Here is a 14,292-nt window from a genome sequence, read left to right as displayed (position 1 = left end):
TTAGCAGATTAAGGAAATGGGTGAGGTTGGTGGTAGATTCGGTCCCTGCTATTTCCTGTATGAGGGAATTTTAATAAAGAAAATATGTATGAAGCCGCCCTTGGAGTAGGAAGATTAAGAAACCAACATAATTGCTGATTCGTTATGTGAGGATTGATTAACAGAAAGTAGTCATATATAGCTTGTAAAAATGCATCCTTGGATATGCATTGACAATTCGGGCAATTCCATTTTTGCCTATCATAAATCATTGGAATAAATAAGCAAATTGGACATTGGACTCCTGGCATTATATCAGATTTATTTATTCCAATTTGCTTTAAAATGTTACTGCTTTCAGGTGTGTGTTTGGTTAATAACAGTTGGCTTACTTTTTCAATTTGTTTTTTATTGAATATGTCCTCTGTAAAATATTTTTCAGTGACTTCAATCCTATTTAATATATCATAGGCTCTACAAACTTTTTCTTCTGCTTCTTTGTAGCCAGGTTCGATAATTACTTCCGTAGATGTACGGCAAACGGCGACAAAAAATCCAATAGGAACTTTTAGAATATTGTTGGATTCTAGCAAGTTTTTTAACAATATTTTATGACGAATCGCTTGAGATATTGGGTTTTCATAAATTTCTCTTATGTCACAATTCTCATGAATCATTTGATTTTTATTTATTCGTATTGTTCCTGAATGATTTTTTCCTTCAAACATGAGAATGTTTTTTGGAGATAGTAGAAGGGCATCAATTTGGAAGAAGGTTTTTCCTACGGGAAAGCGGAGACCGTGAAAAATAAGGTACTTTTTATCAGGGATTTGTTCAAGATAATGTTTAATTGTTTTTTCTCCATTGTAGCCTGACCTAAGTATTTTAATTTTTTTCTTAATTTCTGGCATCAAAATATGGTTTTTGATTATTCGTCTTTCAGCTGCCTCTGCCTGAAGTAAAGCCCTTGGGATTGTGAGATCTTTTCGGAACAAAGCAACTCCTCCTTTCAATTTAACATTATAGTTCAACGAAAATTGTCGAATACCTACTTATAAATATCGGCATTTGTGAATATACTTTGTCGGAATCAATTCTAAAAATAATTGCTATGGCATCCGACAAATATGTGGTGGTATTCTACAATATTTGGGGTACATTCTACAAAAGTTACTGGCTATTCTACAAATTTACAGTCCCATTCTACAATTGCGAATAAATTCAATCCAGACTCTAGGGCAGCCTACAAATATGTGTTGGTATTCTACAATATTTGGGGTACATTCTACAAAAGTTACTGGCTATTCTACAAATTCACAGCCCTATTCTACAATTGCGAATAAATTCAATCCTAACGCTAGACCATCCTACAAATATGCAGTGCTATTCTACAATTTTTAGGCTACATCCTACAAAAGTTACTGGCTATTCTACAAATTCACAGCCCTATTCTACAATTGCGAATAAATTCAATCCAGCAGATAGGGCATCCTACAAATTTGTGGTGATATTCTACAATTTTTAGGATACATCCTACAAAAGCTCCTAGCTATTCTACAAATTCACAGCCCTATTCTACAATTGCGAATAATTTCAATCCAGCAGATAGGGCATCCTACAAATTTGTGGTGATATTCTACAATTTTTAGGATACATCCTACAAAAGTTCCTAGCTATTCTACAAATTCACAGCCCTATTCTCCAATTGCGAATAATTTTACAAAAAAAAGAATAGGCGTCAACCTCAGGCGCCTATCCTCACAATCTTATTTAAATACCGGCTCTTTAAATTGTGCTAATTTTTCTAATGAAGACTTATCTACATCAGCATGCAGGCTGTTTCCGTGGGAGTCCATCGTTACTACTGCCGTGAAGCCTTCTACGCGAAGATGCCACATTGCTTCTGGAATACCAAATTGCATCAAGTCAACGCCTTCAACACCTTTAATACAATCAGCGTAATACTGCGCTGCACCGCCGATAGCATTCAAGTACACACCACCGTGCTCCTGAAGAGCTGCCAGCGTCTTAGGGCCCATTCCGCCCTTACCGATTACAGCGCGGATACCGAATTTTTTCATAATATCGCCCTGGTAAGGCTCCTCACGAATACTTGTAGTCGGTCCAGCAGCCTTGACATGCCACGCACCATCTTCGTCCTTCAACATTACAGGACCGCAGTGGTAAATGACCTGGCCATTCAGATCGACCGGTGCATCATGGTCGCTTAGATATTTATGAATTGCGTCACGGCCAGTGTACATTAATCCGTTAATTTGAACAACGTCACCGACTTTCAGCGAACGAATTTGCTCTTCAGTAATAGGAGCTTCTAATGCAATCACTCTCTCTGAAGAAACGGCAGAATCCTTAGAATCAGCCTCGTCCACCTCAGCAAAATCAATAAACTCACCTTCTTGGTAAGCCCACTCATTAATTTCACCGCTTACTGGATCTACGTTCACTCCCATACGGCGGAATGCCCAGCAGTTGTAGGCAACAGAAACATAGAAACTGGCAGGAATGCGGTGCATCACGCCAATTTTACAGCCAAGCAAAGTTGCTTCGCCGCCAAAGCCCATTGTTCCGATCCCTAATTTATTTGCATTTTCCATTACATATTCTTCTAACTTACGAAGTTCTTCATTTGGATTAACGTCTTCAACCGAACGGAATAATTGCTCTTTTGCTAAATCATAGCCTGAAGAACGGTCCCCGCCGATTCCTACTCCGATAAAGCCGGCGCTGCAGCCTTGGCCTTGTGCCTGATAAACGGAATGCATGATACATTTGCGGATTCCGTCCAGATCCCGGCCGGCGCGGCCTAGTCCGTCTAACTCACATGGAAGGCTGTATTGAATATTTTTATTTTCACAACCGCCGCCTTTTAAAATCAAGCGGACATCAATATAATCTTTTTCCCATTGATCAAATTTGATAACTGGTACACCTGCACCAAGATTATCACCGCTGTTTTCACCTGTTAAGGAATCCACAGAATTCGGGCGTAATTTACCTTCTTTTGTCGCCAAAACAATAGCGTTCTTAATCGCTTCTTTAATTTCTAATTGATTCACGCCAACTGGAGTTTTAATTTTAAAGGTAGGCAGACCTGTATCCTGGCAGATTGGCGATACTTGATCGTCAGCCATTTTAATGTTGTTTGTGATGGTTGCAAGGCTCATTGCAGCACTTGTACCTGCGTTTTCTCTTTCCTTTGCGGACTTAACGGCACGGCGTACGTCCTTTGGAAGTTTGGTAGATGTTTCAACGATCAGCTTGTACATGCTTTCTTGAAGTTTTGTGATATTCACTTCGTTTTTCCCCTTTCCCGAAATTCCCCAAATTATTCTATATAAATTTACAACTTTTTGACTTTTTCATTATACTCCTATAGCCACTAGAATTAAAGGATAAGCTTGCAAGCGAATTCATGGTAACTTTTCCAAAAACACAAAAAAAAGAGTCTGCTATTTAACAGACTCGCTGGCTTCACGGTTATTGAATTCTTTGCATTTATTTTCCATTTCATTTAGCATCGAAATTAAGCGATCAATATCCTCCAGATCCGCATCTTCCGGATCTATGGCATCAAGCACATCAATAAACATATTTAAGCGATGTTTTAAAAAGTCAACCTGAGAATTTTTATCTTGGACTGGACTACCCACAAACTTCACTCCTTTCACTACCGTTCTCATCCTATCGAATATTTCATACTTTTTCAATATATTGCCCTAATTTATAATAAAAAAACTCCCACCATGTAGGAGTCTTTCCATCAAATTATCTTGGTCTCTCAGACGCTGCAAATCCAAAGGAAACGTAATCCTGAACAGGAATCCAGGCCCCAATGCCCTGCGAAGTAACGTTTTTAATGACGATAAACTTCCGGTTTCCTTTTAGCATTAAATAAACTTCACCGTAAGTGACCTTCCCTTTTTCATTTACCCCTGGTGCATACGCAAATAAGTAACCTAAGCGATTGGGCGGAATGTTATAAATATGATCATTTTTTGTTCCTGAGCCAATAATCGTTTCAAATGCAAGCGGCAGATTGGTCTTCTCCATCGCTTTTAAAAGCATCATCTTTTTAACGTCTTCAGCATTTGGGATTTTTGCAGTGAGGCCGCCTCTGACGATTTTTTGTGCCTCTTGAACATATTTAATCTGGTAGGGAACCCTGCCTCCACGATTATCAAAATAGTTGGTATTAATTTTTTGGTACTCCCAATTAGGCGAGGTCTCTGTTGATTCATAATTTAATGGCCACTGCCCTAAATATACAATCGCACGGTAACCAATCGCAAACGGAGTACTATTAATACTAGACTCATTGAGCATCCGAATTAAATCGGGATTTTCAATTTTAACCCTAGAAGTTTTGATTAACTTTTTAGTCAAATCGCTTGGCTGCAAGAATGGCAAATCCTGTGTTGAATTAGGATAGGTATTTTCCTTCGTAATATTTCGAACTGAAGCTGGAACCTGGTATTTTACAGGATTTTTTTTCACCGTACTGGCTTTTTCAGCAAAAGCAGACGGAATAATAGTTAACATTAATAACAGTGTCATAAGGATTGAAACATTTTTCCTCACTGTGTTGAACTCCTTTCACTAGTAGCATTAATAAGGTCTGCTCATAGTTTTTTCGGAGTCCCCAAATATTATCCATTCACTTTAGTAAATTTCAAATCTTTCGCTTGAAGCTTCTGCATTAATTTTTCAAAAGATGGAAAAAACAATTGGATCGCTGGTCCAACAGCGAAGGTAATAATAATTGTGCCGTAGGAAATTGGTCCATTCAGGAAGAAGGCCGGAATTAAGGCGGTGATTTCACCGATGGTTTTGGCAACCATTAAATTCACACGGAAGCGTTCTTTAATAGCCAGCATGAAATTATCAATCGGACTCTGTGGAAATTTGGCTTGTAAGTAAATTGATGCTCCAAATCCAATTATCAGAATACCAATCAGCAGCATCGCCAGTTTAGCAATAAGCAAATCAACGTCAAACAATTCAAATATAGTATTCAGCCAAAAGTCAACTAAAGTACCAATTACAATAATCGTTAAGAGAGAAAGGATATCTGGTCTTTTTTTCAACAATAAGGAGACCACAATCATTAAGACGGCGCCATCAATCATGACCCATTTTCCAACCGATAGCCCGACTCTTTCGGTTAGTGCAACATTGAGTGCATCCCATGCACCAACGCCGATATCCGCCACCTCAATGGTCATACATACACCGAAGGTCATGATAATCAAACCGATGATAAAAAATAAAAATCGTATCAATAATTTCATCTTTCGCTCCTTGAAAAAAGTAATGGAATTGTAATAATCTGAACATTTACAAAATTCAAATTTTCCTTTATAATGAGGTTAACCTTTCAAAAAGGAGGGCTGTAATCAATCTGCTGGCGAATTATTGATTTTCATTAAGGAGGTTGGGATTCACTAATAATATGACATTCAACACTCGTGTTTTTTTCCAATTATAACTAAACATGAAGGTTGGTGATCGATGGTCCCAAGAAAAGCGATTGATTTTTTACCCTTATAGAACTAGGTGCTTTACATTATAGCACAGCGGTTTGGTTTTACCCCGTACATTAAAAAAGAAGTTTGAAAAAAGAGACTCTAAGCCTCATTGGCCTAGAGTCTTTATTTTTGAAAGCATTACCATTCATTAGAGCAGAAAAAAGCCAATGCCTATAATGACATATGCTGCCAGCAGAGTTAAGCCTTCAAACCAATTCGTTTCACCGTCATTAGAGATAACAACCATTAAAAGCACGGATGAAACCATCGCGATAAGTTCCTGCCAGCTGAAGATCAATGGCATGGACTGATTAAGGAAAAGAGAAACAATGACAAGAACGGGTGCGACGAACATCGCTACTTGAAGCGTTGATCCAATTGCGATTTCTACTGCGATATCCATCTTATTCTTATAAGCCATTAAAACGGCAGATGCGTGTTCGGCAGCGTTTCCGACGATGGCGACAATGATGACCCCGATGAACAGCTCCGTCCAGCCAAAGGATTCTGCGACAAATTCAAACGTGTGAACAAGGTGCTCGGAAATATAGGCCACGGCAATTGTTGCAATGGCAAGAACTGCAATTGCCTTCCCTTTCCCCCACTCAGGTTCCTCTTCATCATGTGTATCGTTATCATTAGTCGTCTGGTACACCCCTCGATGAGTCACCAGTTTGAAAAATAATGCTGCTAAATAAAGAATCACCAGGGTAACGGAAATTCCGACGCTTAAGGTTAGTGTTTTTCCCTTACTCATATCCAAGGAAAAAACCGCTGGAATTACAAAAGCTATGATGACTGCAAACATTAAAAGTCCGGAATTATGGCGGGCATCATACACATTAAACTTCTGCCGCTTATATTTTACTCCCCCGACAAAGAAGGAAAGACCAGCGACGAGAAGCAGATTTCCTAATACAGAGCCGGTTAAAGATGCTAAAACGACCCCAACAAGGCCAGCTTTTAACGCAAAAATAGAAATAATCAATTCAACGGCATTTCCAAAAGTAGCGTTTAATAGTCCGCCAATCCTCGGACCGGCAACAATAGCCAGGCTTTCTGTCGCCCTTCCCATAAAACTGGCTAGAGCAATAATTGTTAAGCAATAAAGAACAAATAGGATACCATTTGACCAATGCATTAAAGTTCCAATAATAGATAACGGGACTCCTGCAAACGTCATTATCATAAAAATTTTATTTGTCACCGCATTCCCTCCATAGTCTAGTTTTTAACTCACTAATTTTTCTAATACATATTTTGCTGTCATTTTCTCCATAATTAGCCAAAAAAAGAGTATCATTTTTCAAAAGACATATGCAACATTTTTCTTGCAAAGGCGGAAGATTCTAGGGTACCATCATTTAAGGACTATGAATAGAGGAAAGTATGATGAATAAACTTAGTTTCCGTTTTTGGATCCTTGTGAGTATTGTTGCTATTTCCGGTTTTTCTCAGGGGATGCTTCTTCCGCTCGTAGCCGTTATTTTTGAAAAAAGTGGTGTTTCCTCTTCTTTAAATGGGTTAAATGCCACCGCTCTTTATATAGGGGTATTACTGGTATCGCCGTTTATGGAGATGCCCTTAAGAAAATATGGTTATAAGCCAGTAATTATTTTCGGCGGTGGACTGGTTGTGATTTCGCTTGCCTTATTCCCGCTCTGGCAATCCTTTGGGTTTTGGTTTGTATTACGCTTGTTAATTGGAATCGGTGACCACTCCTTGCATTTTGCCACCCAGACCTGGATCACATCCTTTTCCCCCTCAGAAAAAAGAGGACGAAATATTTCCTTGTATGGTCTTTTTTTTGGAATTGGATTTGCCGCTGGGCCTTTAATGACCCCTTTGGTGAATGTTAATGAAGCCCTCCCATTTATTGTTTCCTCCATTCTTTGTTTGATTGGCTGGGTATTTGTTTTTAGTTTAAAAAATGAATTTCCCGAACAAGAAGTGAAAAATAATACCTTTTTTTCAACCATCAAGCAATTTAGAAAGGCAATTAAATATGGCTGGGTAGCTTTTTTGCCGCCATTTTGCTATGGCTTCTTAGAATCTTCTCTAAACGGGATATTCCCAGTTTATGCTTTAAGAATGGATATTAATGTTTCAAGTGTCTCGCTTGTATTGTCTGCTTTTGCCATAGGCAGTATCATTACCCAGCTGCCATTAGGGATGTTAAGCGATCAATTTGGTCGGAGAACCATTTTAATGACAGTTCTATTTATTGGGTTTATCAGCTTTACAGCAGCCAGTTTTCTCGAACATTCTTTTATTGGTCTTTTCATTGCCTTTCTCATTTCAGGAATGGTAGTTGGCTCAACCTTTTCTCTTGGTATTAGCTATATGACTGACCTAGTACCAAGAAATCTTTTGCCAACAGGAAATTTGTTATGCGGCATTTTCTATAGTCTTGGAAGTCTGAGCGGTCCAATTCTTGGAGGACTATTTATTAAGTTTTTCCAAAATATTAGCTTCTTTCATATTATTAGTTTACTGCTTCTGGCTCTTTCTTTTATTATTTTTACATTTGGAAAAAAAGTTCACGTTCTCACTGAACAAAAAAATTAAATGGGAGCAATTTCATATCTAAAGCATAAAATGTATGGTAAGATAAAATAAAATTAAATATAAATAAAGAATTTTTCTAGAAAGTGCTGTCATCACCAAGATGACAGCTTTCGTGCTTTTTTAGGGTAATGATTTTGATTATTTTTCTCAATTAGATTTAAATCTTATCAATTAGAAGGACCGAGGGGGGAGAATCAATGAGTTCTGAAGCAAAGTCTCTAACAAAGGGTATACAAAAAGTAGGAGTAATTGAAAAAATTAAACCACATGCCGAACTGATTGCAGCGATATTAAGCGGGTTACTGATAGCCACCGGGTGGTTATTAGATAAATATGAGCAGGGTGCGGATTCCATCATTGCTTATCTGCTGGCTTTTGTGATCGGCGGTTTTGCCAAGGCAAAGGAAGGCATCGAGGCTACTTATGAAAATAAGGAACTAAATGTGGAAATGCTTATGATATTCGCTGCAATAGGTTCAGCCATGATTGGCTACTGGACAGAAGGAGCTATTCTTATCTTCATCTTTGCAGTCAGCGGAGCCCTTGAAACCTACACGATGAATAAAAGCCATAAAGAGATTTCATCATTAATGGAGCTTCAACCAGAAGAGGCGCTCTTACTTACCGACGGGGATGAGGAGCGGGTTCCCGTTTCACGGCTTCGTGTTGGTGACCACATCCTTATAAAACCGGGTGAACGTGTACCATCAGACGGGATTATCATCAAAGGACAAACCAATATTGATGAGGCAGCAATCACCGGAGAGTCCATGCCTGTCTCTAAAGGTAATCAGGAGGAAGTTTTTGCAGGAACAGTCAATATGACTGGGTCCATTACGGTTCAAGTGACAAAAGCGAGCCATGATACCCTTTTTCACAAAATCATTCAGCTCGTTCAATCTGCCCAAAGCGAAAAGTCACCTTCTCAGCTTTTTATTGAACGTTTTGAAGGAACGTATGTAAAAGTCGTTCTAACCGTTGTGCTTGCGATGTTTTTCCTGCCGCACTTTGCCCTTGGCTGGAGCTGGCATGAATCCTTTTATCGAGCGATGATATTATTAGTGGTCGCCTCTCCTTGTGCCCTAGTCGCGTCCATCATGCCCGCAACGCTTTCAGCCATTTCAAATGGCGCAAAGCATGGAATATTGGTTAAGGGCGGTGTACACCTGGAAAATTTGAGTCATTTAGAAGCAATCGCATTTGATAAAACCGGAACACTGACTAAAGGAAAGCCTGAAGTGACAGAAGTCATTGTCAAGGAAGAGCTCGATACAGAAACACTAATTTGGAAAGCCGCATCTATCGAAAATCATTCGAACCACCCGCTTGCACAAGCCATTGTCAAATATGCAAAACAGAACATGAACATAGAACTTTTCCATCCTAACAGTTTGGAGGATGTGCCTGGATGGGGTGTCAAAGCTGAAATAAACGGGGAACAATGGAAAATTGGAAAAGCAGCATTCGTGGGGAAAGAACGGGTAGATCACTTTGCAGATGGAAAAGCAAAAGAGCTAGCAAGCCTTGGTAATACGCTAGTGTTCATTGAAATTAATGGCGAACTAAGTGCCATGATTGCATTAAAAGATGTTGTCCGTAAGGAAACAAAGCTTGCTATTGACCATTTAAAGAAACAAGGTATTCGCACCGTAATGCTTACTGGCGATAGCGAAAAAACAGCAAGAGCGATTGCGTCGGAAAGCCATGTTGATGAATTTTACTCTGAATGCTTACCACAAGAAAAAGTTGAGCAATTAAAGCAGTTGAAAGCCAAATATAAAACCGTCGCAATGGTAGGCGACGGCATTAACGATGCACCTGCTCTTGCCATTGCCAATGTCGGCATCGCCATGGGGGAAGGAACAGATGTTGCGCTTGAAACAGCAGATATTGTCCTGATGAAAAATGACTTGCCTCGGATCTCTGAAGCGATTCTACTTTCCAAACGTATGAACAAAATCATTAAGCAAAATGTTGTTTTTTCCATTACGGTCATTATGCTTTTGATCTCATCCAATTTCTTTCAGGTGCTGGATTTGCCTTTTGGGGTCATTGGACATGAAGGCAGTACTATCCTAGTCATTCTGAACAGTCTACGCTTGTTAAAATCATAATGAAAGCCTGGTGAATAAATTCACCAGGCCTTTTTTATTTCATTAATGATATCCATTTGATCCATTTGCAGATCCAGAAGTTTTATTTCCTTTGCTGCCCTTACCCTTTTGCTTCGTACCGCCATCTTTTTTAGTATGCTTTGTCATCGATTCTTACCTCCGTTTATGTTGGGTCATGTCATGCCCCAATTATAGTTTTGACAGAAAACCTATTTTCATAAAGGAAAGTATTAGCAGTTCGTACGATTTTTTTCAGTATAAAAAGCATTAATTTCCCCACCCAAAATGATGATGAAGGCGGATATGTAAAGCCAGATCATTAACACGATAATCGCTCCAATACTACCGTATGTTAGCGAATAATTACCAATGTTCTCTACGTATAAGGATAATCCCATGGAGGATATAATCCAGCCCAATGTCGCAAAAGCTGCTCCTGGAAAGGCACTGCGACAGCGTAATTTAACATTAGGGGCAACCCAATACAAACCGGTAAAAATGAGAAATAAAATAATCGCACTTAGAAGTAAACTAAACGTATCCCACAGCTTTATGAACTGTTGTGTATATCCTAATTGTGAAAAGATAAAGAGTCCAATTTCCCTCCCGAATATCGGAAGTATAATCGCGAGGATGAACACAAAAATCATCCCGAAGGTTAATAGAATAGCCATTCCTCTTGCAACAATAAAGGAGCGGCTTTCCTTGACATTATACGCCTTATTAAAAGCCCTCACTACCGCATCAATACCATTGGATGCCGACCAAATCGTCCCGATAACCCCGAACGAAAGCAAGCCGCCGCTGCGATGATTCATAATAAACTTTACGTTTTTTTCAATAAGTTCCATTGCTTCAGCAGGTGCAAAATCCCTGATCATCCCTAGCATATCTTGATGAGGAATCGGGATATAGGGCATAAGTGAAAAAATAACAATGAGGAGCGGAAACAGGGAAAGAAGAAAAAAGTAGGCCAATTGGGCACTTAATCCTGGAAGGTCATCTTCTTCAATTCTATGCCAAAGCAATCTAAGCAATGAAGAGCGTACATTCACGGTCTTTTCCACGTCCTGCTCTCTCCTTTTTCAATAATTTTTTTAATCTTCAACAATAACTTCTTTTAAGAGCTCCTCTTCGTCACTCTTGGAGAATGAGTCCTTCGTTTCTTTGACGATATCCTTCACCTGGGGAGTTAATTCGCGCAACTCCTCAACCTTGTCCACAAGATAGGAGATATCCTCACTTACCTGCTCAAACGTAGACCGTATTTTCCCAGCGGTTTCCCCAGGATGCCGTAAAATATAGGTAACCTTACTTGAAGTTTTTGAAACGTTTTCCTTCATGATCTGTCTGGTTTGTTTATCTAATAAACTGATCGCTCCCCCTGCGAGTGCTCCCAGTAACATACCCTTCCAAAATTGATTTTTCTTCGTCATCTTAACCTTTCCTTCCTTATCTCTAATTATCATAAATCGAATTTTCAATGAAAATAATACCAAAAATACAATCTACCTTTTATTTTGCTTTATTCACGCTCCCTAAGCAAGTACGTCCGCAAACTTTATCATGAGTTTTGTATTGACATAACCTTTTTAACATGAAAAGATGGGATTAATATTTCGGAAAGGGTGACCGGAGTGAATCTATCCCAAAAGTCGGTAGAAAATGTTGAATTTATGATCGAACAGATAAAAGAGAAACTGAAGGTATTAAATCTTGGTGCGATTAAACCCTCTCACTTCGATGAGGAAATGTACGAGGAATTAAAAGAGATCTATGAAATGGTACTACGAAAGAATTCCTTTAGTCCAAATGAAATGCAGGCTCTTGTAGAAGAATTAGGAAATCTTCGAAAAAGGTAAAAAAACAGATCACGAGGATCTGTTTTTTTTATTTTCCCTGATCCGTTAAAATAATCGGACCGTCTTTGGTAATAGCAATTGTGTGTTCGTATTGAGCTGAGTTTTTACCGTCAATTGTGCGGGCGGTCCAGCCATTGTTATCCATCTTCGTTTGGTACCTGCCAACATTAACCATTGGTTCAATCGTAAACACCATTCCTTCTTTAATTCGAGGTCCTTTACCTGGCAGCCCATAATGCGGTACATCCGGTTTTTCGTGGATGACAGTTCCAATTCCGTGTCCAATAAAATCCCGAACGACTGAGAATCCTTGACTTTCAACATATTTTTGAATGGCATGTCCTATATCCCCAATTCGGTTGCCAGGAACGGACTGTTCAATCCCTTTGTACAGTGCTTCTTTTGTTACGTTTAATAAATGGTCTGTCTCCGGTGAAACTTTGCCAACTGCATAAGACCATGCAGAGTCAGCCAAAGCACCGTTATAATTAACAACCATGTCAATCGTAACAATGTCTCCCTCTTTTAGTGGCTCTTTTCTTGGAAAGCCATGGCAGATTTCGTCATTTATACTCGCACAGGTTGCATATTCGTACCCTTTATAGCCTTTTTGCTCAGGGGTAGCATTATTTTCGCTTAAAAATTGATCGACAAACTGATCAATCTCCCAAGTTGTTATACCCGGTTTAATTCGCTTCGCTATTTCTCTATGACACGCAGCCAGTATTTCTCCCGCCTTTTTCATCGCTTCAATTTCACGTTGTGACTTAAGTACAATCATGTAAGGGGCCCCTTCCTTTTTGTTTAATTTTATGTAGGTTAAGCAATATTGTTCGTAATAGAAACATACTTATGTCAAAATTATACTTTAAGACTATATAGGCAACACTATTAATATTAACTCTATCCGATTATTTTTTCAAAATTACTTATGGCCTCGGAAACTAAAACATTAATTTGCAAAGTTCATAATTTTGTCATTATCCTCCGTTCGTAATATGGTACTTACATATTCTTTTTGGTAGAATTAACATATAAACAATAATAAATAGGTGTGTGAGGCTCAATGATTGGTGACCGCGTAAAAAAATTTCGCTTAGAGAAGAAAATGTCACTATCCGAACTTGCTGAGCAGGCAGGTGTTGCAAAATCTTATTTAAGTTCACTTGAAAGAAACCTGCAAAAGAATCCTTCAATTCAGTTTCTTGAAAAGATTGCTGCTGTACTAAATCTTCCTGTGGAGCATTTAATACATGAACAAATAGATAAAACTGAGTTAGATAGTGAATGGATGAATATTGTGAAAGAAGCCATGAATTCTGGTGTATCAAAAGATCAATTTCGTGAGTTTCTTGAATTTAATAAGTGGCGGACAAACCAAAACAATAACCAATAGGATTTTTTTACCATGAAAAGAAAAAGCATTCTACAAAACATAAATTTTTTGTAGAATGCTTTTTCTTTTCCCATATGTACTCAGATGTTTTTAGTTATTAGCTTTTTTACCTGATATTGATTGAGGAATTCCCGTACTTCATCTAATGATAAACCGAGCTCTTTCGCCTCTAATATAAGCCCCATCCATTCCTCGTCGATGACATCCATTTTTCTTTCTGTAATTACCATCATTTTCCCCCCCTAAAATACATTCGTATTCCAGGTAGCCCGGCCATCATAGTAAGTAAATACCTACCTTAGATCCTCGGCTTTGCGTCCCTGTTTTTCAACAGGTTTGCCCTTTTCTGTCTTTAATGAACCTAATTCATCACCGACTTACCAATCATCACTAACATTTCTAGGTCAATATACTTAATCGTTTTCGATATGTTCATTATATATAGTCCATTTATAACAGGGTGTTAGATTTTGTCATTTTTTTATAAAATTCTAACAATTTTTTAGAACAAATAATTCCAAAATCCTACAAAATATCCTCTTTTGTTTTATTTCTAGTTGTTTTAATTGGAAAAGGGAGGAAAATACCGTCGAATTCCCCTTTTAATTTCCAAAATTACTTATTATATCTGGCTTTAATATTTGTCTAAAATGTGACAAAGAGCATATAATGAAACCAATATATAAATATACTTAATATTAATAATTTTCCAATAATAACAATTAGAGGTGATGTACCTTGACCTTTATTCATGTCTTAAACTTCTCGATTCCGATTGCATTTATGGTATTTGCAGGATATTTTCTTGACCGCATGTGTAAACCCTC

The 14,292-nt window shown here is 38.4% G+C and carries 14 protein-coding genes and 1 riboswitch; of the genes, 4 read left to right on the top strand and 10 right to left on the bottom strand.

Annotation, left to right across the window (positions count from 1 at the left end):
• Window positions 1-8: 8 nt before the first annotated feature.
• The 6 genes from AC59HZ_RS23315 to cax all read right to left on the bottom strand — a co-directional run bounded on the left by AC59HZ_RS23315 (window position 9) and on the right by cax (window position 6,732).
• Window positions 9-890 (bottom strand): nuclease-related domain-containing protein, encoded by an 882-nt coding sequence (locus tag AC59HZ_RS23315; protein ID WP_496548143.1) that lies wholly within the window; start codon window positions 888-890, stop codon window positions 9-11.
• 855 nt (window positions 891-1,745) lie between these two features.
• Window positions 1,746-3,293, bottom strand: coding sequence for a fumarate hydratase (locus AC59HZ_RS23310; RefSeq protein ID WP_496548142.1), 1,548 nt, complete (start codon window positions 3,291-3,293; stop codon window positions 1,746-1,748).
• Between the two features lie 156 nt (window positions 3,294-3,449).
• The gene (locus tag AC59HZ_RS23305; RefSeq protein ID WP_496548141.1) at window positions 3,450-3,650 is read right to left on the bottom strand and encodes an SE1561 family protein; all 201 of its coding nucleotides are present in this window, start codon (window positions 3,648-3,650) and stop codon (window positions 3,450-3,452) included.
• 115 nt (window positions 3,651-3,765) lie between these two features.
• Window positions 3,766-4,554: a YfkD family protein gene (locus tag AC59HZ_RS23300; RefSeq protein ID WP_496548207.1), complete on the bottom strand. Its 789-nt coding sequence runs from the start codon at window positions 4,552-4,554 to the stop codon at window positions 3,766-3,768.
• 92 nt (window positions 4,555-4,646) lie between these two features.
• A complete protein-coding gene (locus tag AC59HZ_RS23295) occupies window positions 4,647-5,288 on the bottom strand; it encodes a YczE/YyaS/YitT family protein (RefSeq protein ID WP_496548140.1) in 642 nt (213 codons plus the stop codon).
• A 385-nt stretch (window positions 5,289-5,673) separates the two neighbouring features.
• Window positions 5,674-6,732, bottom strand: coding sequence for a calcium/proton exchanger (cax, locus tag AC59HZ_RS23290; RefSeq protein WP_496548139.1), 1,059 nt, complete (start codon window positions 6,730-6,732; stop codon window positions 5,674-5,676).
• A gap of 185 nt (window positions 6,733-6,917) precedes the next feature.
• Between cax and AC59HZ_RS23285 the strand changes: the two genes are divergently transcribed.
• Together AC59HZ_RS23285 and AC59HZ_RS23280 are read left to right on the top strand one after the other, a co-directional pair.
• Window positions 6,918-8,093, top strand: coding sequence for an MFS transporter (locus AC59HZ_RS23285; protein WP_496548206.1), 1,176 nt, complete (start codon window positions 6,918-6,920; stop codon window positions 8,091-8,093).
• Between the two features lie 197 nt (window positions 8,094-8,290).
• Complete coding sequence (locus tag AC59HZ_RS23280) at window positions 8,291-10,207, top strand: heavy metal translocating P-type ATPase (RefSeq protein ID WP_496548138.1); 1,917 nt, start codon at window positions 8,291-8,293, stop codon at window positions 10,205-10,207.
• A 230-nt stretch (window positions 10,208-10,437) separates the two neighbouring features.
• On the opposite strand, the gene AC59HZ_RS23275 is transcribed toward AC59HZ_RS23280, so the two are convergent.
• Both AC59HZ_RS23275 and AC59HZ_RS23270 read right to left on the bottom strand, forming a co-directional pair.
• Window positions 10,438-11,274 carry a YihY/virulence factor BrkB family protein gene (locus AC59HZ_RS23275; RefSeq protein ID WP_496548137.1) on the bottom strand — a complete coding sequence of 279 codons (837 nt, stop codon included), beginning with the start codon at window positions 11,272-11,274 and terminating at the stop codon, window positions 10,438-10,440.
• Window positions 11,275-11,304: 30 nt separating this feature from the next.
• Complete coding sequence (locus AC59HZ_RS23270) at window positions 11,305-11,676, bottom strand: YtxH domain-containing protein (RefSeq protein ID WP_496548136.1); 372 nt, start codon at window positions 11,674-11,676, stop codon at window positions 11,305-11,307.
• A 168-nt stretch (window positions 11,677-11,844) separates the two neighbouring features.
• On the opposite strand from AC59HZ_RS23270, the gene AC59HZ_RS23265 reads away from it, so the two are divergent.
• Window positions 11,845-12,069: a DUF1128 domain-containing protein gene (locus tag AC59HZ_RS23265; RefSeq protein WP_223589697.1), complete on the top strand. Its 225-nt coding sequence runs from the start codon at window positions 11,845-11,847 to the stop codon at window positions 12,067-12,069.
• Window positions 12,070-12,097: 28 nt separating this feature from the next.
• Here AC59HZ_RS23265 and map read toward each other — a convergent pair whose 3' ends face one another.
• Window positions 12,098-12,850 carry a type I methionyl aminopeptidase gene (gene map / locus AC59HZ_RS23260; RefSeq protein WP_496548135.1) on the bottom strand — a complete coding sequence of 251 codons (753 nt, stop codon included), beginning with the start codon at window positions 12,848-12,850 and terminating at the stop codon, window positions 12,098-12,100.
• A 285-nt stretch (window positions 12,851-13,135) separates the two neighbouring features.
• Here map and AC59HZ_RS23255 point away from each other — a divergent pair, with 285 nt between their 5' ends.
• Window positions 13,136-13,465 carry a helix-turn-helix domain-containing protein gene (locus AC59HZ_RS23255; protein WP_223589693.1) on the top strand — a complete coding sequence of 110 codons (330 nt, stop codon included), beginning with the start codon at window positions 13,136-13,138 and terminating at the stop codon, window positions 13,463-13,465.
• 80 nt (window positions 13,466-13,545) lie between these two features.
• Here the strand turns inward: AC59HZ_RS23255 and AC59HZ_RS23250 are convergent, their stop codons facing one another.
• Entirely contained in the window at window positions 13,546-13,698 is a 153-nt protein-coding gene (locus AC59HZ_RS23250) for an anti-repressor SinI family protein (RefSeq protein WP_496548134.1), read from the bottom strand.
• A gap of 27 nt (window positions 13,699-13,725) precedes the next feature.
• Window positions 13,726-13,816: riboswitch (cyclic di-GMP riboswitch) on the bottom strand.
• Window positions 13,817-14,292: the final 476 nt, after the last annotated feature.

It is taken from the genome of Neobacillus sp. DZ-9 (assembly GCF_059587065.1).
This window is presented reverse-complemented; position numbering and strand designations above follow the sequence as displayed.